This window comes from Vibrio nomapromontoriensis, from assembly GCF_050337205.1.
Classification (GTDB): domain Bacteria; phylum Pseudomonadota; class Gammaproteobacteria; order Enterobacterales; family Vibrionaceae; genus Vibrio; species Vibrio nomapromontoriensis.
The window spans coordinates 21,008-40,935 of record NZ_JAKJSS010000022.1 but is presented as its reverse complement, the minus strand read 5'-3'; the positions used below and the strand labels follow the sequence as shown (position 1 = coordinate 40,935).

Annotated in this window: 20 protein-coding genes; 10 read left to right on the top strand and 10 right to left on the bottom strand. The window is 42.8% G+C overall.

The window, feature by feature from the left end; genetic code table 11:
• Positions 1–3: 3 nt before the first annotated feature.
• The 5 genes from L4D05_RS22520 to L4D05_RS22500 all read right to left on the bottom strand — a co-directional run bounded on the left by L4D05_RS22520 (position 4) and on the right by L4D05_RS22500 (position 4,131).
• Positions 4–222 (bottom strand): twin-arginine translocation signal domain-containing protein, encoded by a 219-nt coding sequence (locus tag L4D05_RS22520; protein ID WP_428752450.1) that lies wholly within the window; start codon positions 220–222, stop codon positions 4–6.
• A 108-nt stretch (positions 223–330) separates the two neighbouring features.
• The gene (locus L4D05_RS22515) at positions 331–960 is read right to left on the bottom strand and encodes a TorD/DmsD family molecular chaperone (protein WP_428795337.1); all 630 of its coding nucleotides are present in this window, start codon (positions 958–960) and stop codon (positions 331–333) included.
• Between the two features lie 6 nt (positions 961–966).
• Positions 967–2,631: a 4Fe-4S dicluster domain-containing protein gene (locus L4D05_RS22510; protein ID WP_428795336.1), complete on the bottom strand. Its 1,665-nt coding sequence runs from the start codon at positions 2,629–2,631 to the stop codon at positions 967–969.
• A gap of 305 nt (positions 2,632–2,936) precedes the next feature.
• Complete coding sequence (locus tag L4D05_RS22505) at positions 2,937–3,704, bottom strand: DUF3306 domain-containing protein (RefSeq protein WP_428795335.1); 768 nt, start codon at positions 3,702–3,704, stop codon at positions 2,937–2,939.
• Positions 3,694–4,131 carry a DUF3305 domain-containing protein gene (locus L4D05_RS22500; RefSeq protein ID WP_428752454.1) on the bottom strand — a complete coding sequence of 146 codons (438 nt, stop codon included), beginning with the start codon at positions 4,129–4,131 and terminating at the stop codon, positions 3,694–3,696. Before L4D05_RS22500 ends, L4D05_RS22505 begins: the two co-directional genes overlap by 11 nt.
• A gap of 230 nt (positions 4,132–4,361) precedes the next feature.
• Here L4D05_RS22500 and L4D05_RS22495 point away from each other — a divergent pair, with 230 nt between their 5' ends.
• A complete protein-coding gene (locus tag L4D05_RS22495) occupies positions 4,362–5,186 on the top strand; it encodes a formate dehydrogenase accessory sulfurtransferase FdhD (RefSeq protein WP_428795334.1) in 825 nt (274 codons plus the stop codon).
• Between the two features lie 230 nt (positions 5,187–5,416).
• Here the strand turns inward: L4D05_RS22495 and L4D05_RS22490 are convergent, their stop codons facing one another.
• Positions 5,417–7,009, bottom strand: a complete 1,593-nt coding sequence (locus L4D05_RS22490) for an ABC-F family ATPase (RefSeq protein ID WP_428752456.1) — start codon at positions 7,007–7,009, stop codon at positions 5,417–5,419.
• 270 nt (positions 7,010–7,279) lie between these two features.
• On the opposite strand from L4D05_RS22490, the gene L4D05_RS22485 reads away from it, so the two are divergent.
• From L4D05_RS22485 to L4D05_RS22475, 3 genes are all read left to right on the top strand, one after another.
• Positions 7,280–9,628 (top strand): ATP-binding protein, encoded by a 2,349-nt coding sequence (locus tag L4D05_RS22485; protein WP_428795333.1) that lies wholly within the window; start codon positions 7,280–7,282, stop codon positions 9,626–9,628.
• A gap of 14 nt (positions 9,629–9,642) precedes the next feature.
• Complete coding sequence (locus L4D05_RS22480) at positions 9,643–10,536, top strand: mechanosensitive ion channel family protein (protein WP_428752458.1); 894 nt, start codon at positions 9,643–9,645, stop codon at positions 10,534–10,536.
• Between the two features lie 77 nt (positions 10,537–10,613).
• Complete coding sequence (locus tag L4D05_RS22475; protein WP_428752459.1) at positions 10,614–11,387, top strand: hypothetical protein; 774 nt, start codon at positions 10,614–10,616, stop codon at positions 11,385–11,387.
• A 202-nt stretch (positions 11,388–11,589) separates the two neighbouring features.
• On the opposite strand, the gene L4D05_RS22470 is transcribed toward L4D05_RS22475, so the two are convergent.
• The 4 genes from L4D05_RS22470 to L4D05_RS22455 all read right to left on the bottom strand — a co-directional run bounded on the left by L4D05_RS22470 (position 11,590) and on the right by L4D05_RS22455 (position 16,265).
• Positions 11,590–12,087: a hypothetical protein gene (locus L4D05_RS22470; protein ID WP_428752460.1), complete on the bottom strand. Its 498-nt coding sequence runs from the start codon at positions 12,085–12,087 to the stop codon at positions 11,590–11,592.
• Between the two features lie 146 nt (positions 12,088–12,233).
• Positions 12,234–13,997, bottom strand: a complete 1,764-nt coding sequence (locus L4D05_RS22465; RefSeq protein WP_428795332.1) for a phospholipase D-like domain-containing protein — start codon at positions 13,995–13,997, stop codon at positions 12,234–12,236.
• 47 nt (positions 13,998–14,044) lie between these two features.
• Positions 14,045–15,127 (bottom strand): DUF2955 domain-containing protein, encoded by a 1,083-nt coding sequence (locus L4D05_RS22460; protein WP_428795331.1) that lies wholly within the window; start codon positions 15,125–15,127, stop codon positions 14,045–14,047.
• The gene (locus L4D05_RS22455) at positions 15,117–16,265 is read right to left on the bottom strand and encodes an HlyD family secretion protein (protein ID WP_428752463.1); all 1,149 of its coding nucleotides are present in this window, start codon (positions 16,263–16,265) and stop codon (positions 15,117–15,119) included. Before L4D05_RS22455 ends, L4D05_RS22460 begins: the two co-directional genes overlap by 11 nt.
• 241 nt (positions 16,266–16,506) lie before the next feature.
• Here L4D05_RS22455 and L4D05_RS22450 point away from each other — a divergent pair, with 241 nt between their 5' ends.
• The 6 genes from L4D05_RS22450 (at position 16,507) to L4D05_RS22425 (ending at position 19,892) form a co-directional block, all read left to right on the top strand.
• On the top strand, positions 16,507–17,544 hold the full coding sequence (locus tag L4D05_RS22450) for an AraC family transcriptional regulator (protein WP_428795330.1): 1,038 nt from the start codon (positions 16,507–16,509) through the stop codon (positions 17,542–17,544).
• Positions 17,545–17,651: 107 nt separating this feature from the next.
• Entirely contained in the window at positions 17,652–18,002 is a 351-nt protein-coding gene (locus L4D05_RS22445) for a hypothetical protein (protein ID WP_265677043.1), read from the top strand.
• A gap of 2 nt (positions 18,003–18,004) precedes the next feature.
• On the top strand, positions 18,005–18,460 hold the full coding sequence (locus L4D05_RS22440) for a hypothetical protein (protein ID WP_428752465.1): 456 nt from the start codon (positions 18,005–18,007) through the stop codon (positions 18,458–18,460).
• Positions 18,461–18,462: 2 nt separating this feature from the next.
• Positions 18,463–18,984, top strand: coding sequence for a hypothetical protein (locus L4D05_RS22435; protein ID WP_428752466.1), 522 nt, complete (start codon positions 18,463–18,465; stop codon positions 18,982–18,984).
• Between the two features lie 10 nt (positions 18,985–18,994).
• Positions 18,995–19,408: a hypothetical protein gene (locus L4D05_RS22430; RefSeq protein ID WP_428752467.1), complete on the top strand. Its 414-nt coding sequence runs from the start codon at positions 18,995–18,997 to the stop codon at positions 19,406–19,408.
• A gap of 7 nt (positions 19,409–19,415) precedes the next feature.
• Complete coding sequence (locus L4D05_RS22425; protein ID WP_428795329.1) at positions 19,416–19,892, top strand: hypothetical protein; 477 nt, start codon at positions 19,416–19,418, stop codon at positions 19,890–19,892.
• Positions 19,893–19,928 lie beyond the last annotated feature (36 nt).

Sequence of the window (19,928 nt, the reverse complement as noted above, 5' to 3'; positions counted from 1 at the left end):
TCCTTAAAGTGTGTCGTAGTAGTCTTTCACATGTTGTGTTTCACGATATCCCGTTTTCTTTGCACTGCTATCTAACGGTGTATCTGCTACATCACTACCTGCCGCCTGCGCGGTACCTGTAATGACGGCACCCGCGACCGCAGCAGTCGTTAATCCTTTTAAAAGATTACGTCGGCTTTCATTGCATGTGCTCTGTTCATCTTGCTTGTTTTGCTTGCTCATAGTTTGCTCCCTGAGTGGATACCTTGTACTTAATAAGCACAGACATCTCTAGTAAGCTGAATAGTTAAGTTAAGCCTCACGCTCAACTTACTAACGATTAAACGGTCATTACTTAGTGGTAATGTTCTTTACATCAATTTTCATTTTTGCTTTGGTAGACACTGGGCTAGTCGCATACTTCACCTGCTCTACATCGAAAAACGCAGCCATCAAAACCGCTACAGCCTTATAAAATTGGGCACTTGATGCCGACTCCATTTGACGACAGAACGACCCATACCAAGTGGCAAGATGTTGATTAAAAAACGCCTTTGCTTCGGGTTCACTCTGTTGTTCAATTAACGCTGCCATCACTTCGCATATCGCGGCAATATGGTCTTCAGGCTCCTTTACTCCGTCCTCTCGCTCCAATCCTAATTGAGTCAGAGTTTGTCTTAACGCAGCGAGCGGTTTCTCCATTAATGAACCAGTCAGGTGCCAAGAAGCAAACGGCACAACTTCACCTTTACCAATACCAATAAATAAATCTTGATACTCATCTTCAAGCGCGCTGACCTGTGCTTCTTTGGCTGCAGCAGATAAATCCTGCCATGCTGCTGTCATTTGATTAATGCCACTTTCGATTTCTAGATGGGCTAAAAACTCCACTAGATCCCTATCTGGCGCTTGACGGCAGAGTGTTGAAATCAAGAGATAAATGTCACTTCGCATTTCATCATGTTGTTCTTCCATCAACATCTACTCCTAAATTTTTAATTGTTGTTCTGGGTTTTCAGCCATTGCTTCGAATACATCTACGACGCGGCAGTCTTCACACATAGCGATACGGCGTAACGACATTTCGTCTGAAAAATGAGAGTGACCACGTAACTTATCTTGCAGCATGGTAATCATAGACTGTGGCGCGAAAGGTTTGCCACAACGTAAGCATTCCGCCGCCTTTTCTTCATGGATAGCGACAACACTTTGGCGAGACTCTTGATTCCAATTAAGTTGTTGCGATAGAGATAATGCTGATTCGGGACAAGCCTTTTCACACATCCCGCATTGCACACAATCTTGTTCGATAAAATCTAGCGCAGGCCTGTCGCCAGTGTTATGCAGCGCTTTTGTCGGGCAAACCGCGACACAGCCCATGCACAATGTGCATTTATCTGTATCACAATTCACCGTACCAAATGGCGAAGTGGAAGGAAGAACTTGGATGGTTTCAATAACGGAATGTTGAGATGCCAACGCATCAAGAGAGGTGTAAAGGCGTTGTCGTTTGTCACCTTGCACGTCGCCGACATTCACACCAAGTGACGTGGTAACGAGTGTGGGCAACCCTTCTCGCAACGATTCTAAGTACAAGATATCAATGGTTTCTCGAGCAAGCCCTAAATTCTCAAGTAACAATTGCGCCATACCTACTTCACGATTCAGCACAGTTTGAATGGTTTCCGGCATATGACGACTAGCTGCAAATAACACTTGAGTCGCGCCGTTAACCAGTGCAGCGAGCCAAGTGTCAATTCCGACTGAAGGTAACTCTTCCACGACGACAGGAATCACATGATCGGGTAATGCTCGCAATGCCATCACGTTGTACGTTTCATGCCTGGAACTACAAATAAGAATAATGGCATCTTTGCCACCTTGTTTGTGATAGTTCGCTAACGTTCGTTCGATGAATTTTTGCGTCTCTTTAGGCGTCGGTAGTGCGTAATGAATGGCTTCTGTCGGACAAGCCGTGGCACACGTCCCTACGCCTTGACACAAGTAAGGGTTAATTTCTATCTTGTGGCCAATCTTATCGTTACCTTCACTAGATAACGCACCCGCAGGACATGCATCCACACAACGCTCACACCCTTTTACCCCACGAGAGCTGTGAGCACACAAATCGGTATCCAAGCGGAAATACTTTGGCTTATCGAATGTCCCCATGAGTGTTGGAATCACTTCCAACGCCTCAGCAAGAGATGGATAACCTCTTCCTACTGGGTAAAAGCCCGGTACGGGGACCTGCTCAGACATGCAGCCGTTGAGAGTATGATCCAACACAACATCAAAACAATCTCGCCCTACTGATACTTCCGCAAGATTGATAGTTTGCATATTGTTTTGAACATTAACGGTAAAGGTGCCTAGAAACCCCGAAATTTCAACGCTATCTGCAAAATAGAGGTTGGGATAGCTCTCACTCGTGACACCATCACTCGAAAGCAATGTAAGCGAATGCATCGCCGTTAACTGCTCGGCCGTACTCGTTATAATCGCAGTCGGGCCGACGATAAGGGTATCGCCCTGGCTTTCATAGCTAACGGTAGGAGGAATAAGATTGGTAAGCTCTACGGTATTTTCAAACGCGTAAAGACGAGCCAGTCCGTTCGTGGTTGTCGATTCTTCTAATAATTTTTTTATCATTGCATCTTCCAGTGCAGGGGTCTTTGCCCCATCGCTTTGACGTTAAATCGTCACTGTAGACACAAATTGCAATTATTGTTCCAACTAGAAGCTCTCTCGATTTTATAGCCGATCAGCTGATAAATGGATAAATATGCCCAGATTACTTCTTTTATCATTCAAGTTAGCTTGGATTATCGTTTTATTGCACACCGTTGATCGGTTTTATTTATCGTGGTGAGACAATTTGTCTTAGTTATATGATTTTATCACTAAGACAAAATGTACCTATTTTTTGTGTGGTAAATATTGTCTCAATCAAAGTGTTAGTCTTTAGCTACACCGTTATCTTTACGAGCTTCAACCTTCATTTCATCATTAACACTTGAAACGCTTGAGCTCGTATCAACATCCGTTACATCTTCTGATCGCGTTTGCTGAAGTTCACCCTTTGCGTTGTTATTTTGTTCCGCTTCATGGGCATCATCACCACTTGCTTGTTTTGCGTCATCGGCATGCTCATCATCGATCGCTTGGGCATAACTGTCATGATTGTCCTCTACGCTTTCAGGGCGTGCTGTATCACTATCCAGCTCTTCTACTTTCTTCACCCATTCTCTAAGTGTTTCTGCAACACCTGCGGCCAGAGGCTTAACCGCGGCATAGTCATGATCATAATCATTGAGTCGATCGACGACATTAAATTCGGGACTCAGAAACATTTTGCGTAGCGCCGCCTTTTTGGCCGCTTTATCAAGCCCCGTCTTAGTCATTAACTCCGACATTGAAAGCGACTCGATAGGAATATCATCGCCCTCACTGCCATTATTATCGCTCTCACCGGCACTATTACTGCGTTCTGTCCCCTCATGCTCGCAGTCCTCACCAATAACAGCAGGCTCGTCAGCATCTAAGTGACTTTCACGACTGTCTAGGGCTTCGATACGTGATTCTGATACACGGGTATTCTGACTAGTACCTTCCGACAACTGTACATCATCGGTATCGCTAGCAGGGTCTAAGTCCCCTGATAGGATCGTTTTATCTGTTTCTAGCTTGCGCTGTGACCAGCGTGAGAGAAAACTATTTTTCACTTGAACGCCCCGCACCTTTGCGTTTTTTTCGTCTGACTTCTAACAGCTCTCCATGCCTACCAATAAAGGCTTCCATCCAAGCTTGTATTGGCAACGGCATCGTATTTGACAGAACTAAATAGTCCCCATCCATAAATGAGCCAGCCACACCTTGAGACGCAGTGACAACGACGGGTGTTAAATCTAACTCATCATGATTATCAAACACGACAAACAATTTAGGTGATTGGGAACTTAAATTAAAGCGGTAGTCTGTGCGTTCATCTTTGTATAGTTCTAGTAAGCCATACGGCCGGCTAACATCAACATCAGACAGGCCAAAACCGTTGAGTTCCCTTTGGGTGGTCATCCAGCGACCGACTTGTTTTTCAGTGGCAACAACGTCAATTTGTAGCGGCCATTGGTCGTCATTTTTTTCCGGTAACATCTAATACTCATCTCGGACTAAGTTTGTTTATAACAGTGATAACTAGTGATTTACCAAGCCCATTAGGCATACAATCACTTTTGAGTCATCAGCGTCAGTCATTGGCATTTAATTTGCTTTTCTTGTTAACTAAGTTGCTAATTACTGATTACGAAGCAATAATCAAGCCAATAGGTTGAGTTAGTTGCTCTTCTTAACCACTATTACAGTTGAACAAAAGGACAAATTGCGTGGTAAAGCCAAATATTATTAGAACAAGCGAAAATCCTTTACAAACAATGGAAGTGGAAGTTGTTGACGAATATGGTGAGAAGCTCGTCAAGCAAATCGCCTGCGAACGTCCGCTTACCGTGATGCTAAACTGGAAAGAAATCGTCACGTTAATGACCCTAGGCTCTAGACCAGATTCTTTGGTCCTAGGTTATCTAAAAAATCAGGGCTTTTTGTCTGATCCCAACGCCGTCGAGTCACTCATTATCGATTGGGAAACCCATTCCGCAGCCGTTATTACAAAAGAGAATACAGATTTTCTGGAAGAAGCCTTAAAGAAAAAAACCGTCACCTCTGGTTGTGGGCAAGGCACTATGTATGGCAACGTGATGAAACAGCTGGATGGGTATCAGGTTCCACAAACTCCGTTAAAACAGTCACAGATTTATGCCACACTCGAGGCGCTCACCCACTTTAACGATACGTACAAAAAAGCAGGTGCCGTGCATGGATGTGCGATTTGCCAAAATAATCAAGTCCTTTCGTTTGTTGAAGATGTAGGGCGCCACAATGCGGTAGATACGTTAGCGGGTGAACTATGGCTCAACGAAGAAACCGGTGATGATAAGATTTTTTACACCACGGGGCGACTCACGTCCGAAATGGTCATAAAAGTCGCACAAATGGGGATCTCTGTTCTTCTTTCACGCTCTGGTGTGACGCAAATGGGGTTAGACCTAGCCAAGCAGTTTGGTATTACCACCATCGCTCGAGCTAAAGGGCTACGTTTCCAAGTATTCACCGGTAGCGACAAGATCGACTTCGATGTGAAGGGTACGAAGTAACTAATTAACCAAATAACTAAGTAGCTAAAACTGAGGCATTCGATTATAAGATCTTTGATGATGCAGTCCGAACCTTAATCACGCACTAAACTACCGAATCAGCCCCTCTGATTAAACCTAACGTTGTAAAAAAGGCAGCCCATATACATATGGGCTGCCTTTTTGTTTTTGATTAGTCGACAGTACTCAGTGTTATTTAAACATCTAAGTATCGATAAACACTCTCAAGCTTACGCGTCACCGCGCATTTTTAGGAATTCTTCGTACGTACCTTTGAAATCATTGATCTTGTTATCTTTGATTTCAAGAATGCGCGTCGCCAAAGACGATACAAATTGTCTGTCGTGCGATACAAATAACAATGTACCTTTGTAGTTCTCAAGCGCCAAGTTTAATGACTCAATAGATTCCATATCCATGTGGTTTGTTGGTTCATCCATCAACAACATGTTTGGTTTATGCATCATTAATTTGCCTAGAAGCATACGACCTTGCTCACCACCAGACAGAACTTTCACTGACTTTTTGATGTCATCTTGGCTAAACAGCATACGACCTAAGAAGCTACGAACCACTTGCTCATCATCGCCTTCCTGACGCCATTGCCCCATCCAATCTGTTAGATTTAGATCTTCGGCAAAATCGTGGGCGTGATCTTGAGCATAGTAACCAATATTTGAGTTTTCTGACCACTTATACGTACCAGATTTTTGCTCAAGTGCGCCTGCAAGCGTGTTAAGTAGGGTTGTTTTACCCACACCATTCTCACCAATAATGGCAACGCGCTCGCCAACTTCAAAGATAGCGTTAAAGTCTGACCAAAGCATTCCATCATCGAAGCCGTTAGACAGTTCTTCAATAATCAGAGCGTTACGGAACAACTCTTTCTCTTGCTCAAAGCGAATGAATGGATTTTGACGGCTTGATGCTTTCACTTCATCAAGTTGAATCTTATCAATTTGTTTAGCACGAGACGTAGCTTGTTTCGCTTTCGAGGCGTTGGCAGAGAATCGAGAAACGAACGTTTGAAGTTCTGCAATTTGTGCTTTTTTCTTCGCATTATCAGATAATAAACGCTCACGAGCCTGAGTCGCAGCGAACATGTATTCGTCGTAGTTACCAGGGTAAACGCGTAACTCACCATAATCTAGGTCAGCCATGTGCGTACACACACTGTTTAAGAAGTGACGGTCATGCGAGATAATGATCATTGTGCAGTTACGCTGGTTAAGCGTGTGCTCTAACCAACGGATAGTATCCATATCCAAGTTGTTCGTTGGTTCATCAAGTAGCATGATATGTGGGTCAGCAAATAATACCTGAGCCAAAAGCACACGCAGTTTCCAACCAGGCGCTACTTCACTCATTAGGCCATAATGCTGCTCTAGTGGAATACCTACCGCTAATAGTAATTCACCAGCTTTTGATTCCGCCATGTAACCATCAAGTTCTGCAAATTGAACTTCAAGGTCGGCAACTTTCATACCGTCGTCTTCACTCATTTCTGGCAACGAGTAAATACGATCACGTTCTTTTTTGATTTCCCAAAGCTCTTTGTGACCCATGATAACAGTGTCAACAACAGAGAACTCTTCGTAAGCAAACTGGTCTTGGTTCAGTTTTGCTACACGTTCATTAGGATCGCAAGAAACGGTACCACTGGTTTGCTCTAGCTCACCGCTTAGAATCTTCATAAACGTGGATTTACCACAGCCGTTCGCACCGATTAGGCCGTAACGGTTACCGTCACCAAATTTGATAGAAATATTTTCAAACAGTGGTTTAGCACCAAACTGTTGCGTGATGTTAGCGGTTGAAAGCACAAGCAATACCTTTGAGAATGAACAAAACTGCGCAACCCTACAGGGAGTTAGCCTAGGTTGCAAGTAACAAAGTGACGTCACCACAAGCTTTTTTCCGTAAAGCTAAAGCTTTTACTGACAAAGTGACCACGGACTATTCATTTCTAATACAAATTCTAGTCATTTTCAATTTTCTACTGCCAAAATGAGCGAAGTCCGATTACGGTAACTACACTATATAATTATGACAATACCAATTTATACAGTCAGTTACAGGCAGTGTGCACAATCATGAAAAAGCTCATTATTACACTATCGTTACTCACCTCTCTTTTTTGCTCTCACGCAATGGCTAAGTGGGAATATCAAGATGAGACTCTCCCGGTTTTATCGCAAAGTGCGATTGATATGGAGAAGGAAGTCTCCGCGTTTCCCAACCCGTTATTCTTAACGCCCTCTGAGCAATCTAAAGTCCGACGTTTGTTGTCAGTGACACTGGAACTACAAGATGATGAGATTCGTGCGTTCGAAGCGTCGTTGAAAGAGTACCGCCACGCTTCAAAAGAAAAAGAGGAACGTTGGTTAGATGTCCAGAATCACTACTTAACCTTAGGAAGTTTAAGTCTAAGTAAACAACGCTTACTCGACTTAGCATCGGATCGCACTCGAGATCAACTCACAGGCTTTGGACCTGATGGCGTGACTCAGTTTAAACAAGAGCTAAAGCTCACTGCGCTAAACGCTGAGTACTTTGTATTTTTGCAATTTATCAGTATTAAAACGCTAATTAAAGAAATCTTCATTTCGCCTATCCCTGTTATTTGGGCGGCGCTTAAAGTGTTCTTTATCTACTCATTGCTGATGTGGTGGTTAGCCAATCAGAAACGTTTGTTTGAACAGTTCAAGCAGCACGTTGCTTCCAACATGTCTAAGCCCCCTATTTGGGTTCGCATCATTTGGTACATCGGGCGCGCGAGTCGCGCTATCGCTTGGTTAATAGCGCTCACACTGTCTCTACGAGTGTTAAGTAGCATAGATGCCCTTGAGCATCTCATTTATCTAGAGATTTTCACGTGGTGGGTACTGGGTGGCTCTATTGCTATTAGCTTTATTTTGGAGTTTGCTCATCGCAATAGTATGGCGTCTAGTCCGGAGATTGTGGCATTACGTCTCTCTACAATCCGACGCTATGTCTGGAGCTTTATCTTAGCGGGCGTAGTACTGCAAATTTCATCTGAAACACTCGGTAAAGGCACCATTTATTATTGGATATACAGCCTTTTCTCATTTTGGTTTGCCTTTATTACCGTGACCGTCTTAGTGATGTGGAAACCGATCGTGTTTCAATCATTGGAACGCGTTAATGAGAAACCGCTGATTGTCGTTTGGGCGTCAAGAAAAAAAGATACGTTATTTTTAGGTATTATTGCCACCACCATTGCGACGATTTGGCTCACCATCCACCACTTAAAAAACCGTTCTATAGGGCTACTCTCAAGAAATACCTTTTTCAATCAGGCATTAACTTACTTATTCAAAATTGAAGTAGCTAAGCAAACTGGCAGTAAAGGAGACCATAATTTAGTCCGTGTCCGTGGGGATGATGCGTTTAAGTACATTCTTCCCGGTAATGAAGAAAGTCCACTCGTCGATTACGCCACAAATGAAGTAAAACAGCTATCGCAATATCTACTCACCGATAATCCAGCCATCTGCGTCATTACAGGCGAAAGAGGTGTGGGTGCTACACGCTTACTTCAACAATTATTGGCTAAAACGAAGAATGCTGAACCCATCTATATCAATTGCCCGCTAGCGGGTTACAACGAATTATTGGTTGAGTTGGCGATCAGTTTAGGATTGGAACCTGAGACCAGTGAAGTGAAGATCCTCACTTTGTTACGTAAGAGCGAAATCCCCTACCTCATTGCGATTGATAATTGTCAGAGGTTAGTTAAGCCAAAGGTAGGCGGGCTCAATGACCTCATTCGCTTTACTAATCTGCTGCGTCGCTCTAAGAAAAATCACCGCGCGGTATTTGCCATAGAGAAAGCCAGCTGGCGCTTTGTAGACCGTGCGCGTGGCGAACGTTTGTTGTTTGATTGGGTTGCCTTTTTACCTAGGTGGAGTGAAACACAAATTCAAAAACTGCTTGATACTCGTATCAATCAAACTATCGAGAAACCGTTAAGCTTTGACGGGCTCGTCGTTCCGAAACAATGGGACAACGACAGTGAAACTGAAGAAGAACGCGCACGACAAGGCTTCTATCGCATCTTATGGCATTACTCTGATGGTAACCCAACCGTTGCGTTGCGCTTTTTCAGGTTGTCTTTGAGAAGAGATAAAAGCAACGGTCATGTTGTTGTGCGACTTTTTCATGCTCCAGAATCAGAAGAATTGGAAAAAATGCCAAAACCTATGCTTGCCGTGCTGCGATCGATTGTTCAGTTAGAAGCAGCATCACCCGATGACCTTTCAGATTGTACTCAACTCACTATATCGGAAGTAATCGGTACTTTACGTTATTTCCAAAGCCGAGGTTACATTGAATGGGCTGAAGATAAAGCGCGGGTCTCCGATCACTGGTTTAGACACATTACTAATGTTCTAGACCGTCAACATTTACTCGTTAAATAACAGGGCTTTCTCTTATGAATAAATGGCTATACGTTATCGCCCTACTGCTACTTTCTAGTGCTGTTAATGCTGAGGAAGCGATCGCATCTGTCGAAAATATTACCCAGTTTACCAATTTAATTCGTTGGTCTGGCGTGATCTTTAGTGTCCTTATCATGATGGGCACTTGGCTGCTCATCAAATTTATGAATTCAATGGTAGAAAGTATTGGGGGGCAGTTCGTTCAATATCGCATGCTGCTTCAAAAACTGCAGTCTTTTCTACAGTTCTTCATCTATATGACGGCAGGCTTGGTCGTATTCATGCTTAGTTTTCGAATCAATGACCATATACTGGCGCTAATAGGCGGCACATTGGCGGTGTCTGTTGGCTTTGCACTAAAAGATCTTGCTGCTTCGTTTATTGCCGGACTGACCGTTATGATTGACCGTCCGTTCCAGGTTGGTGACCGTGTCACATTTGAAGGCAATTATGGGGATATTACTACCATTGGTTTACGCTCCGTTCGAATGAGGACATTAAATGACGACATCATCACCATTCCTAACAACAAATTTCTTAACGAAGTAACGGTCAGTGGTAACTATGGTGCATTGGATATGCAAGTCGTGATTCCGTTCTACGTTGGCATGAACGAAGATATTGTCATGGCACGTAACTTGATTCAGGAAGCGGCGTCGTCTAGTCGCTATATTCATCTGCCTAAACCTGTTACGGTATTGGTTAAACAAACGATTACAGACAATTACTTAGCGGTACAACTCACCTGTAAAGCGTATGTTGTAGACACCGCGTATGAAAAACTCTTCGAAACGGATATTACCTTACGTGTGATTGATGAATTTCGTAAACACAATATTAATGCGCCACAAATTGCGGTGCAGAACCATAATCGCACAATAGAGTAGCGAGCAAGGTAACGAGATCAACACACTCGGTATACCTACACAATTATAACGATATAAACGTACTTAAAGGATTATGCATGCGTTTTATAGGACAAAGTATAGTGGCAGCGTCATTGCTCACTTCATCGCTTTCGATGGCAGCGGATAAGGACGAGGAATGGGAGTTTCTTGTCGTATTTCCAATGTTATGGGCACCCAGCATAACGGGTACAACGGGCCCTGCAAACGACAAGATTGATATCGATATTCCTTTTGATAACATTGTTAGCAACTTAAACTTCGGTTTAATGGGGGACTTCTATGCTCAAAAAGACAGGTGGTTATTAGGTGTTCGAGCGAATTATCTTCATGTCAAAAATGATACGGATACTCAACCTGGGCGCTTCGTTCCTAGCTTCAATGTTGATTTAAGTGCTCACATGTCGCTAAACGACTTATTCGCTGGTTATGAGGTCACCCATGGGCTAGTGCTGCTGACTGGAGTGCGTCATGTATACAGCAAAATTGATGTTAATGTAGGCGCTAATAGTGACCGCCCATTTTGGAATGATAAAAACGGTACCATCACATCCAGTTCCCACCAATTCGACTGGCTGATTGGCTTAAAGTATGCCCATCAGTTTGGTAACAACTGGGGGTTAAGCTTAACAGTGGATGCGGGTATTGCTGGTGACAACGATATAAACCGCGGGCTAAATCTTGCTGGGACGTATAGTTTTAGTAAGCACAATAACCTCTGGTTCGGCTATCGATATCTAAACCTTCAAAATACGACCGACAGTACAAACGGTCCGGTAGAATTAGATGTGACCCAAAAAGGCCCAATGATTGGCTGGGCATACATGTTTTAGTTGTGCTACTTCTAAAGCTCACCTCCTCATTCAACATAAAAGGGACTTAACGACTGGCTGTAGCACTCTTAAGTCCCCTCTTTATTCCATTTAACCTCGTTTGACTTGAAGAAACGTCGCGAGATCAATATGAAACCATAGTTCTTCTATATCTTGTACTCTAAACAATACGACCATAATTCACCTATCTCTTTACCCGGCATTAACTCGCCCCAGCACACACTACGTTCAAAGAGAACTGTACCGTATGGCTACCAGCTGTCAGTTCATCTTGACCGTTTTGATTGACGTAAATTTTAATATTAGTAACATTTTGAATCCGCGGTACATCAAATTCGAAGCTATTACTCGTCAAATCGCCTGTATCTATAATTTTGTCGCGAGAAGTATCAACAATGGTCCAATTAAAAAACGGATCACCGTTAATATCTAGTAACTTCCCATCCTGATAATCTACGACTGTTGACACAGAAATTGTATCTACCACGTTATTAATAATATCAGCGGAAGCGGGATCATCATCGGAAGATACCCTATCTTCACCATGGAACTCACCGATAGTTCCGCTCTCATCCACTACCGTTACCCCACATTGACTCGCAATATTGGTATTAAAATACACGTCATTCCCACCAGAGCTATTCGCAATAGCTCCCCCAGACGCAAGAAGCGTCGTAAGAAAAATCAGTTTTTTTGTCAAAATCAAGTCTCCTAAATAGTAAACGCCAAGCTTCTGCTAGCTTGGCGTATAATATTTCGGGATTGAAATCGTTACTTATCATTTTACGACAATTCAAAGATTGTTGGTGAACAAGTAATGGTGTGAATTAATGACTTGCTGCGCGGTTAGAACTGATATTTTAATCCGGTTGACTCAAGAGTTTCGAAGATCCCACGCTGGCGACTTGACGTTCGGCCTTTTGAGCCACCCGCCTCCCTCAATTTGTACCTCATTTCCAACCATTCGGCACTTCCCCACTGTAAAGAGTCTTGTTTCAGTAGCGAAAACTGTAAAGTAAGCTGCTTAACGAGCGCCTCGCCACTGAGAAAAAAACCCACTTCGTTATTGTACAAAAGCGAACGAAAATCCAAATTGGTCGTTCCCACGAATGCGCTATCATCGATAATTAAAAACTTAGCGTGTAACTTTCCATAATACTTATCACCGCCAATGAGAATCGAGTCTTGTTTTCCTAATTGATAGAACTTAACTTGAGGATGCTGCGTTAACTTCTTCCACCCATTCGACTGAATGAACTCAGGGTTTTGCTCATTATTTTCAACCTCATCATCCAACCATTGTTGTTGCGTATTGCTGTCCATCATTAAGATATTTGGCGCAGTATGCATATCAATAACAGCTTGGGTGAAATAATTATCACTAGTGAGTACTGAGTTAGTGATAACCTCTATACGTCGCTCTGGATCTTTTTCCAACCATGCCAACGTCGTATTGAGATCACGCTCTAGGACGCCTTCATCCTTAAGTAAATCAGATTGTAAAAACAGATAAGGCGAAACAATTTTAATCGTTTTCACATCTTGTTTGGAGTAAGCAACCTTAGCTAGGATTCCACTAATGGAATTCGCATTGGCCCGTTTATTACTCGAGTATTGACTCACTTCATCTTCCGCATTGAGATTATCCAGTTCATGGGCAAACTTAGCGTGGCTTAGGTAATAATCTTGTGTTAAATAGTCATCGATATTTTCATAGGCCTGCTTAAATTCCGGCAATTGATGCAATACCTCTAGTGACGTAAGAAGATGCTGCTTGTCCTTGTTGTAACTTGTCCATGTATCCAGCTTCTTGTTACCTGGCTTAGTAAACAACACGGAAAAATAGTATTCACTTAACTGAGCCGGAGACTCCTCTGGTGTTGCAGCAATAGGCGGTCTAACCACAATCTCAATATCACGAAATGAGGTTGGATCTGGCTGACCCTTAGCATCAATACCATAGTAATGAAGAGACATATTTCGACCACCAGTGATCACATAGGCACTATCACTGTATGCGGCATCGACAATAAATAACTTGTCATGTGAACGATGATTCCACTTTGAGTCCGCTTGAGTTAATGCATTAAATACGACCGCTTGAACCCGCGCTTTTTGGGAGGTTAGCTTACCTTGTCGATCGGTAACATATCCCGCTTGTTTCTCGCATTGCATTAACCCTTTTAGGTTACCATTATTCATACTATAGGAGCCTAAGCTATCGACCATTATCCTAATATCAACGCCACGTTGCACGGCTTGGCATAGTGCACCTAATGTCGCACGCCCCGCTAAATCGTCGGCAAAAATATAGTAAGTAATGTCAATGGTATGTTTTGCGTTCTCTATCAGGTAAATTTTGCTCGCTAAACTTTTTATGGCAACATCGGTTTCCGTGCCGATTACCTTGACTAACGCTTTCTGTGCTGGTAACTCAGTCTCTGAAGCGAGCTTTAGGTAATCACTTTTTAGATCATCCGGCGCCCGCCATCTCCTCTGTTCCATAAGTGCGGCCGTCCATGCATCATCTGATATCGTCGCTAAATGGGCATTCGATGTACAACCAATAACCACTCCGGCAAGGAGGAGTGACGAAATCCTTTTCCACATACTGTCTGTTCCTAATTCATCATATGGCGATTGAACTATATTAATTTTTATCTACTTTCAGGCTTCATCATCTGCCCATTAAATTTTAATATTTGCCAGTTTCTCGTTTCAATAAAATACGCAGCAACAACCATGTATATCGCTACAATGAGCAACAAACCAAGGCGAATCCACATTTTTTCGTCGATTACGCCTGAGCTCATCATGGTTGTTCCAATCAGTACTAACGCGGTATTAAATGCCGTGCTATATATTGGCGCTTTAGTCGGTTCGCTATACATTTTCTTCCCGAACACAATGGCCATGAGGCTAATGCACAGTGTATAAAAGGTCATTGCTGGTACCAGTGCTAATACACCAAACACACCAATGGCAATGACGCCGCCTATTGCATTACTGATCAATAAAAAAGCGCCAAGCTTTATCGACTTTTCTCCTGTAATCATCAATGATAGCAAGGCGATAAATATCATCGATAATAATGCCTCTGATATTTGAAATACGAAGAAAAACACCACAACGGGCAAGGCAATAATTGAGGCACGCATCGCAGAGAACCACCGAAACTCCTCGGTCATCGCTGGAGTCGCTGGTGTAACTTGCTCTACTTCAGTTTCAGGAAGATAAATATGCATTAGAGCAAAAACCGCCACCGCCACAGCACCCGATGCACTTAACCCAAACCCAAGAAAAACGGCAACAGCAGGACTGTCTATCGCCATAAATGGCAGCATTAATACCGCCATTAGTAAGATTGTTGCAAACAGATTCCACTTAGGATCTAGGAACAGATAATAACCTAACGTCATTAGCCCACCGACACCGATAAGCAGTGGAATTGGATAGTGAGAAAACCCCATACTCAACACAATGCCAATCGCTACAGTAGCAATCATCGCCAGCAGCAATTCATACACCACGCTTTTATTCATGGTCTTTTTCTCAAAGAGAAATTTAGCCGTGAAGATCGGGGCAACAAAGGCAAGAGGCCAATCAATCCAAGCCGCCAGAAAAGTCGCTATCCCAACACCAAAAGCAAAGCGCAAAATCCGAGTTTCTTGTAATCTAGTTTCTAATAGCCTAGACACCAACTCTGGGCTATGGCTTCTCGACTCCACGTTATCGGACATAAGACATCCAACTGACAAATCGAATCCATAGTTTACCTAAGCTATTGAATACAAAATTATCGCCAGTATAGACAACAACATCGGCTTGACCGCCAATGCGTAGCTGCCCCTTGGTATCTTCTGGATTGAATTCAATCATAACGGGCAACATTTGTGTTTGGCGTAGCCAACCTGTTTGATTATTTGCTTGTGCTAATTTCCCAGCTTGATTACTTTGACCCCAATCTACGCCCCAATCCACACTTGAAATCGTTCCTTTAACCACTTTCCCTGGAGCAAAATCTAATGCAATTTCAACCTCATCACCAGCTTGGATATTACCCAAACTATTTTCTCTGAAATACGCTTCAATCCAAATTGAGTCTGTAGAAATAAATGTCATCATTGGCTGCCCAGTGGTGGCGTAAAAGCCTTCCGATAGACTGAAGTTAGACACGCCGCCATTCGTAGGAGCACGAACGGTTGTTCGCGCTAAATCAAGTTGAGCTTTTTCTAACGCCAACAACGCTGCTTTGATTTGACTGTTTTCTTCTCCAGCACTGCCTAATTGTTTATTGGCTTTATCAAGATCGGCTTGCGCATTTTGGACATTCGCACGGGCTCTTGCCAATGCAGCACGAGACTTGTCCGCTTCAGAAACTGAAATGACCCCCTTTTCCGCCATAGCAAGTACACGCCGGGTTTGCAGTTCAACATTGTCTTTTTCAACTGAAGCACTCGTAAGTCGGGCTTGCGCCGCAGCGATTGATGCCGTTTGAGCCCCAACATTCTGACCCGCGATCGCTAAGTCCTGTTCGGCTTTTTTTACCGCAATTTCATAATCTACAGGGTTAAGAGTGACTAAGACGTCCCCTTCTGCGACCAATTGATTAGGCCTCACCAGTATATCCGTCACCTGACCAGACACCTGTGGCTTAATTGGAACCACATAGCCTTTGACTCGCGCATTGTCAGTTGTAGGAATTATCCGATCTGACGCAATACTCACGACTACTGATAGGGCGACGACTCCAAGAAGCAAATTGGTTACTTTTCTTACTCGTTGCTGGCTGTTTTGCCCTTCTTGACTCGCTTGCTCAGCGTCCTTATCCGAAACCTGCTCTTCGGCATCACATTTTGGCTCAATTTCTTTACTCATTTTGTCTTCCTTGCGACAACCTTCAACAATTCTTCTATCGTTATATATAGACTAAATATGCTAGCGATCAACAGTAATACATTGAAAAAACGATATTTTTGTGACCATACCGACCATTAGCCGTACTACTTTTCGTTGTTATAAAGAATAAAAGAATCGCCCTAATAAACTTGCCATATTGCGCCAATCATCCGATGATTATAATCATTAACGTGGGAAATTAGTAAAAGGAACACTCCGGATGACATCGACGCTCAGTGATACAAAAAATACTGAACCCGTACCCATGATTAAATCGGGTTACGCAAGGATCATCATCGAACTACTTGCAGAAAACCATTACGACGCCCATCAGCTTATCCGTGAGTCAGGGTTGCCACCCGATCTTCATGATTTAGACAATGAGTTTTTACCCGTTGAGCCCATTCGCCGATTGCTGTTTTTGTCGGCGCATCAATTAGGCACAACGAATTTTGGCGAGTTGCTAAAAGTGGCAATCAGGCAAAAATTAGTACCTAAATTACTAGGGGAGTTTCAAGAATTTTCTACGGTAAAAGAAGCACTTATCTCATCAAATATGATCTATCAATACGATACAGTCGGTACGACTACAGGTGTAGAGGAAGTGCATGGAAGAACTTGGTATCTGCGTTATAAGCCATTTGAAGACAACGAACTTTACTTATGGTCTGAAGTCTTTGCCTTAATGTATGCGATTGAATTTATCCGCGCTTTAACCAAAACAAATTGGTCACCTAAACAAGTGAAGCTTCAATCAAGCAATATCGATGTGTTTAATTTGACCATTGGCAAAGACATCCAATACTTCGTTGGCAATGATAAAATGGCGATTTTGATCGATGACGATATACTCAAGCAAAGCGTCAGAATCACTAGTAAAGATATCGCCAAACAAGAACCGCTAGTGACTTGGCACGCCAACTTTACCGACAAGGTGTTCACTTCCCTACTTCCTTATGTTCGTGAGCACAATTTAACCCTTGAACAAGCGGCAAAACTGCTGCGCATGACTCCACGGACATTACAACGACGCCTTAATGAAGAGAAAACAAACTTTAGACATATAAAAGACAACCTTCTTTTCACCGTCGCTGTTGAAATGATGGGAGAAGAACTTTCTTTAACACATGTTGCAAACCAACTCGGGTATTCTGATATCTCTCATTTTTCCCGTGCTTTCAAAAGAATCAGTGGCCTAACACCAAAGCTATATCAAAAAACAATTCTTAGCTTAAATAAGGTTCATCGCCAACCTTAATCCCACCTTTACCTATTCGCTATTATTTCTTCGATGGCATGAAATGGTAATTAATCTATCTGGTGTCGCATTAATATTCACTATTAATTCAAACAAAGAGTGATGAAATGCGACTTTTAATACCATCCATCGGTTTACTGATGCTAACCACATCATTCGTAACTCAAGCCAATGTACACAAGTGGAAAAACACGTCATTTGACGCGTACTCAGACAAAACTCAAGTCAAATTCACGCTATTGAACCGGTCAAACATCAATGCCAATTATTTTCTGAGAATTGACAAGAAAGTCTTTCCTCAGAAGATCCCATTGAAGCCTAACGAAGAAATTGAACTCGACGTCACGGTTAACACCCCTTCGGGTACCACGTCAGAGAAATACATTTGCACCAAGATGGTGTCTGATTCACCTAATACGTATGAAGTCTGTACCCAACTGACGTTTAAAAGGTACTGACTATGCAATTCCAACATTTTTTGGTTTTATGCGTGCTCGTTCTATCAAACGCTGCCTTTGCTAACCCTATTCCGTCGGTATCAAACCCCTCGGGTACCGACAGGATTCGCACTTCCGGCGGCGCAAGCTGTGAACAAGCCGTATCTACAGGTAAAACATTTCAAGTAGGAACCTATGGAAGCAGCGGTGCCGATAACCAATACAACGATGGTAGCGGCTATGACCCTTACCATAATTATTACAATGAAGATGATAAAGGGATTTACGCCGCGGTCACTATTCAGTTTGGTGGAGAGGATCGTATTGATTGTACCAAGTTGTATCGCTATGAAATGCTACAGCGAAAACGTGAAGAAGAGCTCGCTCAAGCGGAGCATGAACTGAAACTACTACAAATAGCAGCAGAGAAGCAGCGGCTATTACAGATGAAACAAACCAACACGTCATTTGCGGAGTAAACATGACTATAAATAGCAATACAAAAAAAGTGAGCGTTCCTACCCTTACTCTAAGCTTGCTTGCCACATCTCTACTCACATTCACAAGCTACAGCTATGCCGATAGCAACGATACTGGAGAAGTGTATTTTAGAGCAAATGTCGAGTCTCAGTGTGGAATAAAAGTAGAAAAAGAAAATGGTACTCTAGGATTTCGAGATTATGGGCAAGAAGCCGCAGAAATTAAAATTATTAACAACAGCCATGATGGTCAAGTTCAATTAAAACTCACTGATATCGACTTCGATGATGAAGACTATTTTGCACCTATTCATAATCGATTGTTTCACTTTAAGGTTTCTGGGGATATTACCAAAGAAGGTTCCGTATCTGATTGGTTAGTAGGGCAAACCTTTGATCACGACGATCTTGGCGGAGGGCATAAACTCGAAATTCAAGCCAAAGTCGATCTCGACGAAGCCGATGCGGTAGCGAAAGAGGACATCGTACTTGAGACAGAATGGACGGCTTATTGTATTTCTTAAGGGGAATATTTTGAAAAACACGTTACTGTTTAGTTCATTGCTTACGTTTAATTCATTAATTACGTTTGATAGTTACGCTCAGGTACTTCCACCTGAGCAAACCGCCCATTATCAATTGGTTTGCCAAGGTGCATTGAACGCTCATGGACTGCGACTGTTTGACGCATTAGCAAATAGTGAATTTCTAGATTGGACATTAATAAAAACCGCCCAACAAACCAGCCGTGTCAATTACACGAGAACTGTCGACACCTTAGGCGAACGAACCGTTCATTGCGACGCTGTAATTCAATATCAATATGACCACAAAAACGTGGTCATTAAAACCATGTATGTAGTAGATCAGGATCGTGATAGCGTTCGTAGTGAGTTAGCTGAATTGGATGAAGCGGTGCGCGATTTCCTTGTTCAGCTAATGGTGTGATACATCGATGATAAAAAATCTACTTTTTTCCCTTACTATTGTTTGTATGCTGATGCCACTTAGTGAAACGATGGCAGCCCCCAGTGAATTGCATTTCAAAGCTCACGTTCCTAAGCGCTGTGGTATTGAAGTGATAGATAGTGGCGGCGAACTTTCCTTTGGACAGTATTACTCGGGTCGAGCGATACAATTAGAGGTTGAGAACAACATTGAACGAGGACAAATACGACTCAAATTAAATTATGCCGATTTTGGCGAATGGGCATCTCGACTATCGCCAGATCTTATTCGATTTAAAGTTGAGGTACCGCAAACTTATGAAGGCGATATAGAGTATTGGAGAGACGGAGTTGTGCTAGATAATCAACAACTCGCTCATGATAATATCGTTAAGATCTGGGCTCGTATTAACCTTGATGAATCCCAAGTCCCCGCAGGTGAACTCGTTATGCGGCTAGAATGGAGTACTGAATGTGTTAGATAGTAAGGCAGCCAAGCCACCATGACTGCCCTACTGCTA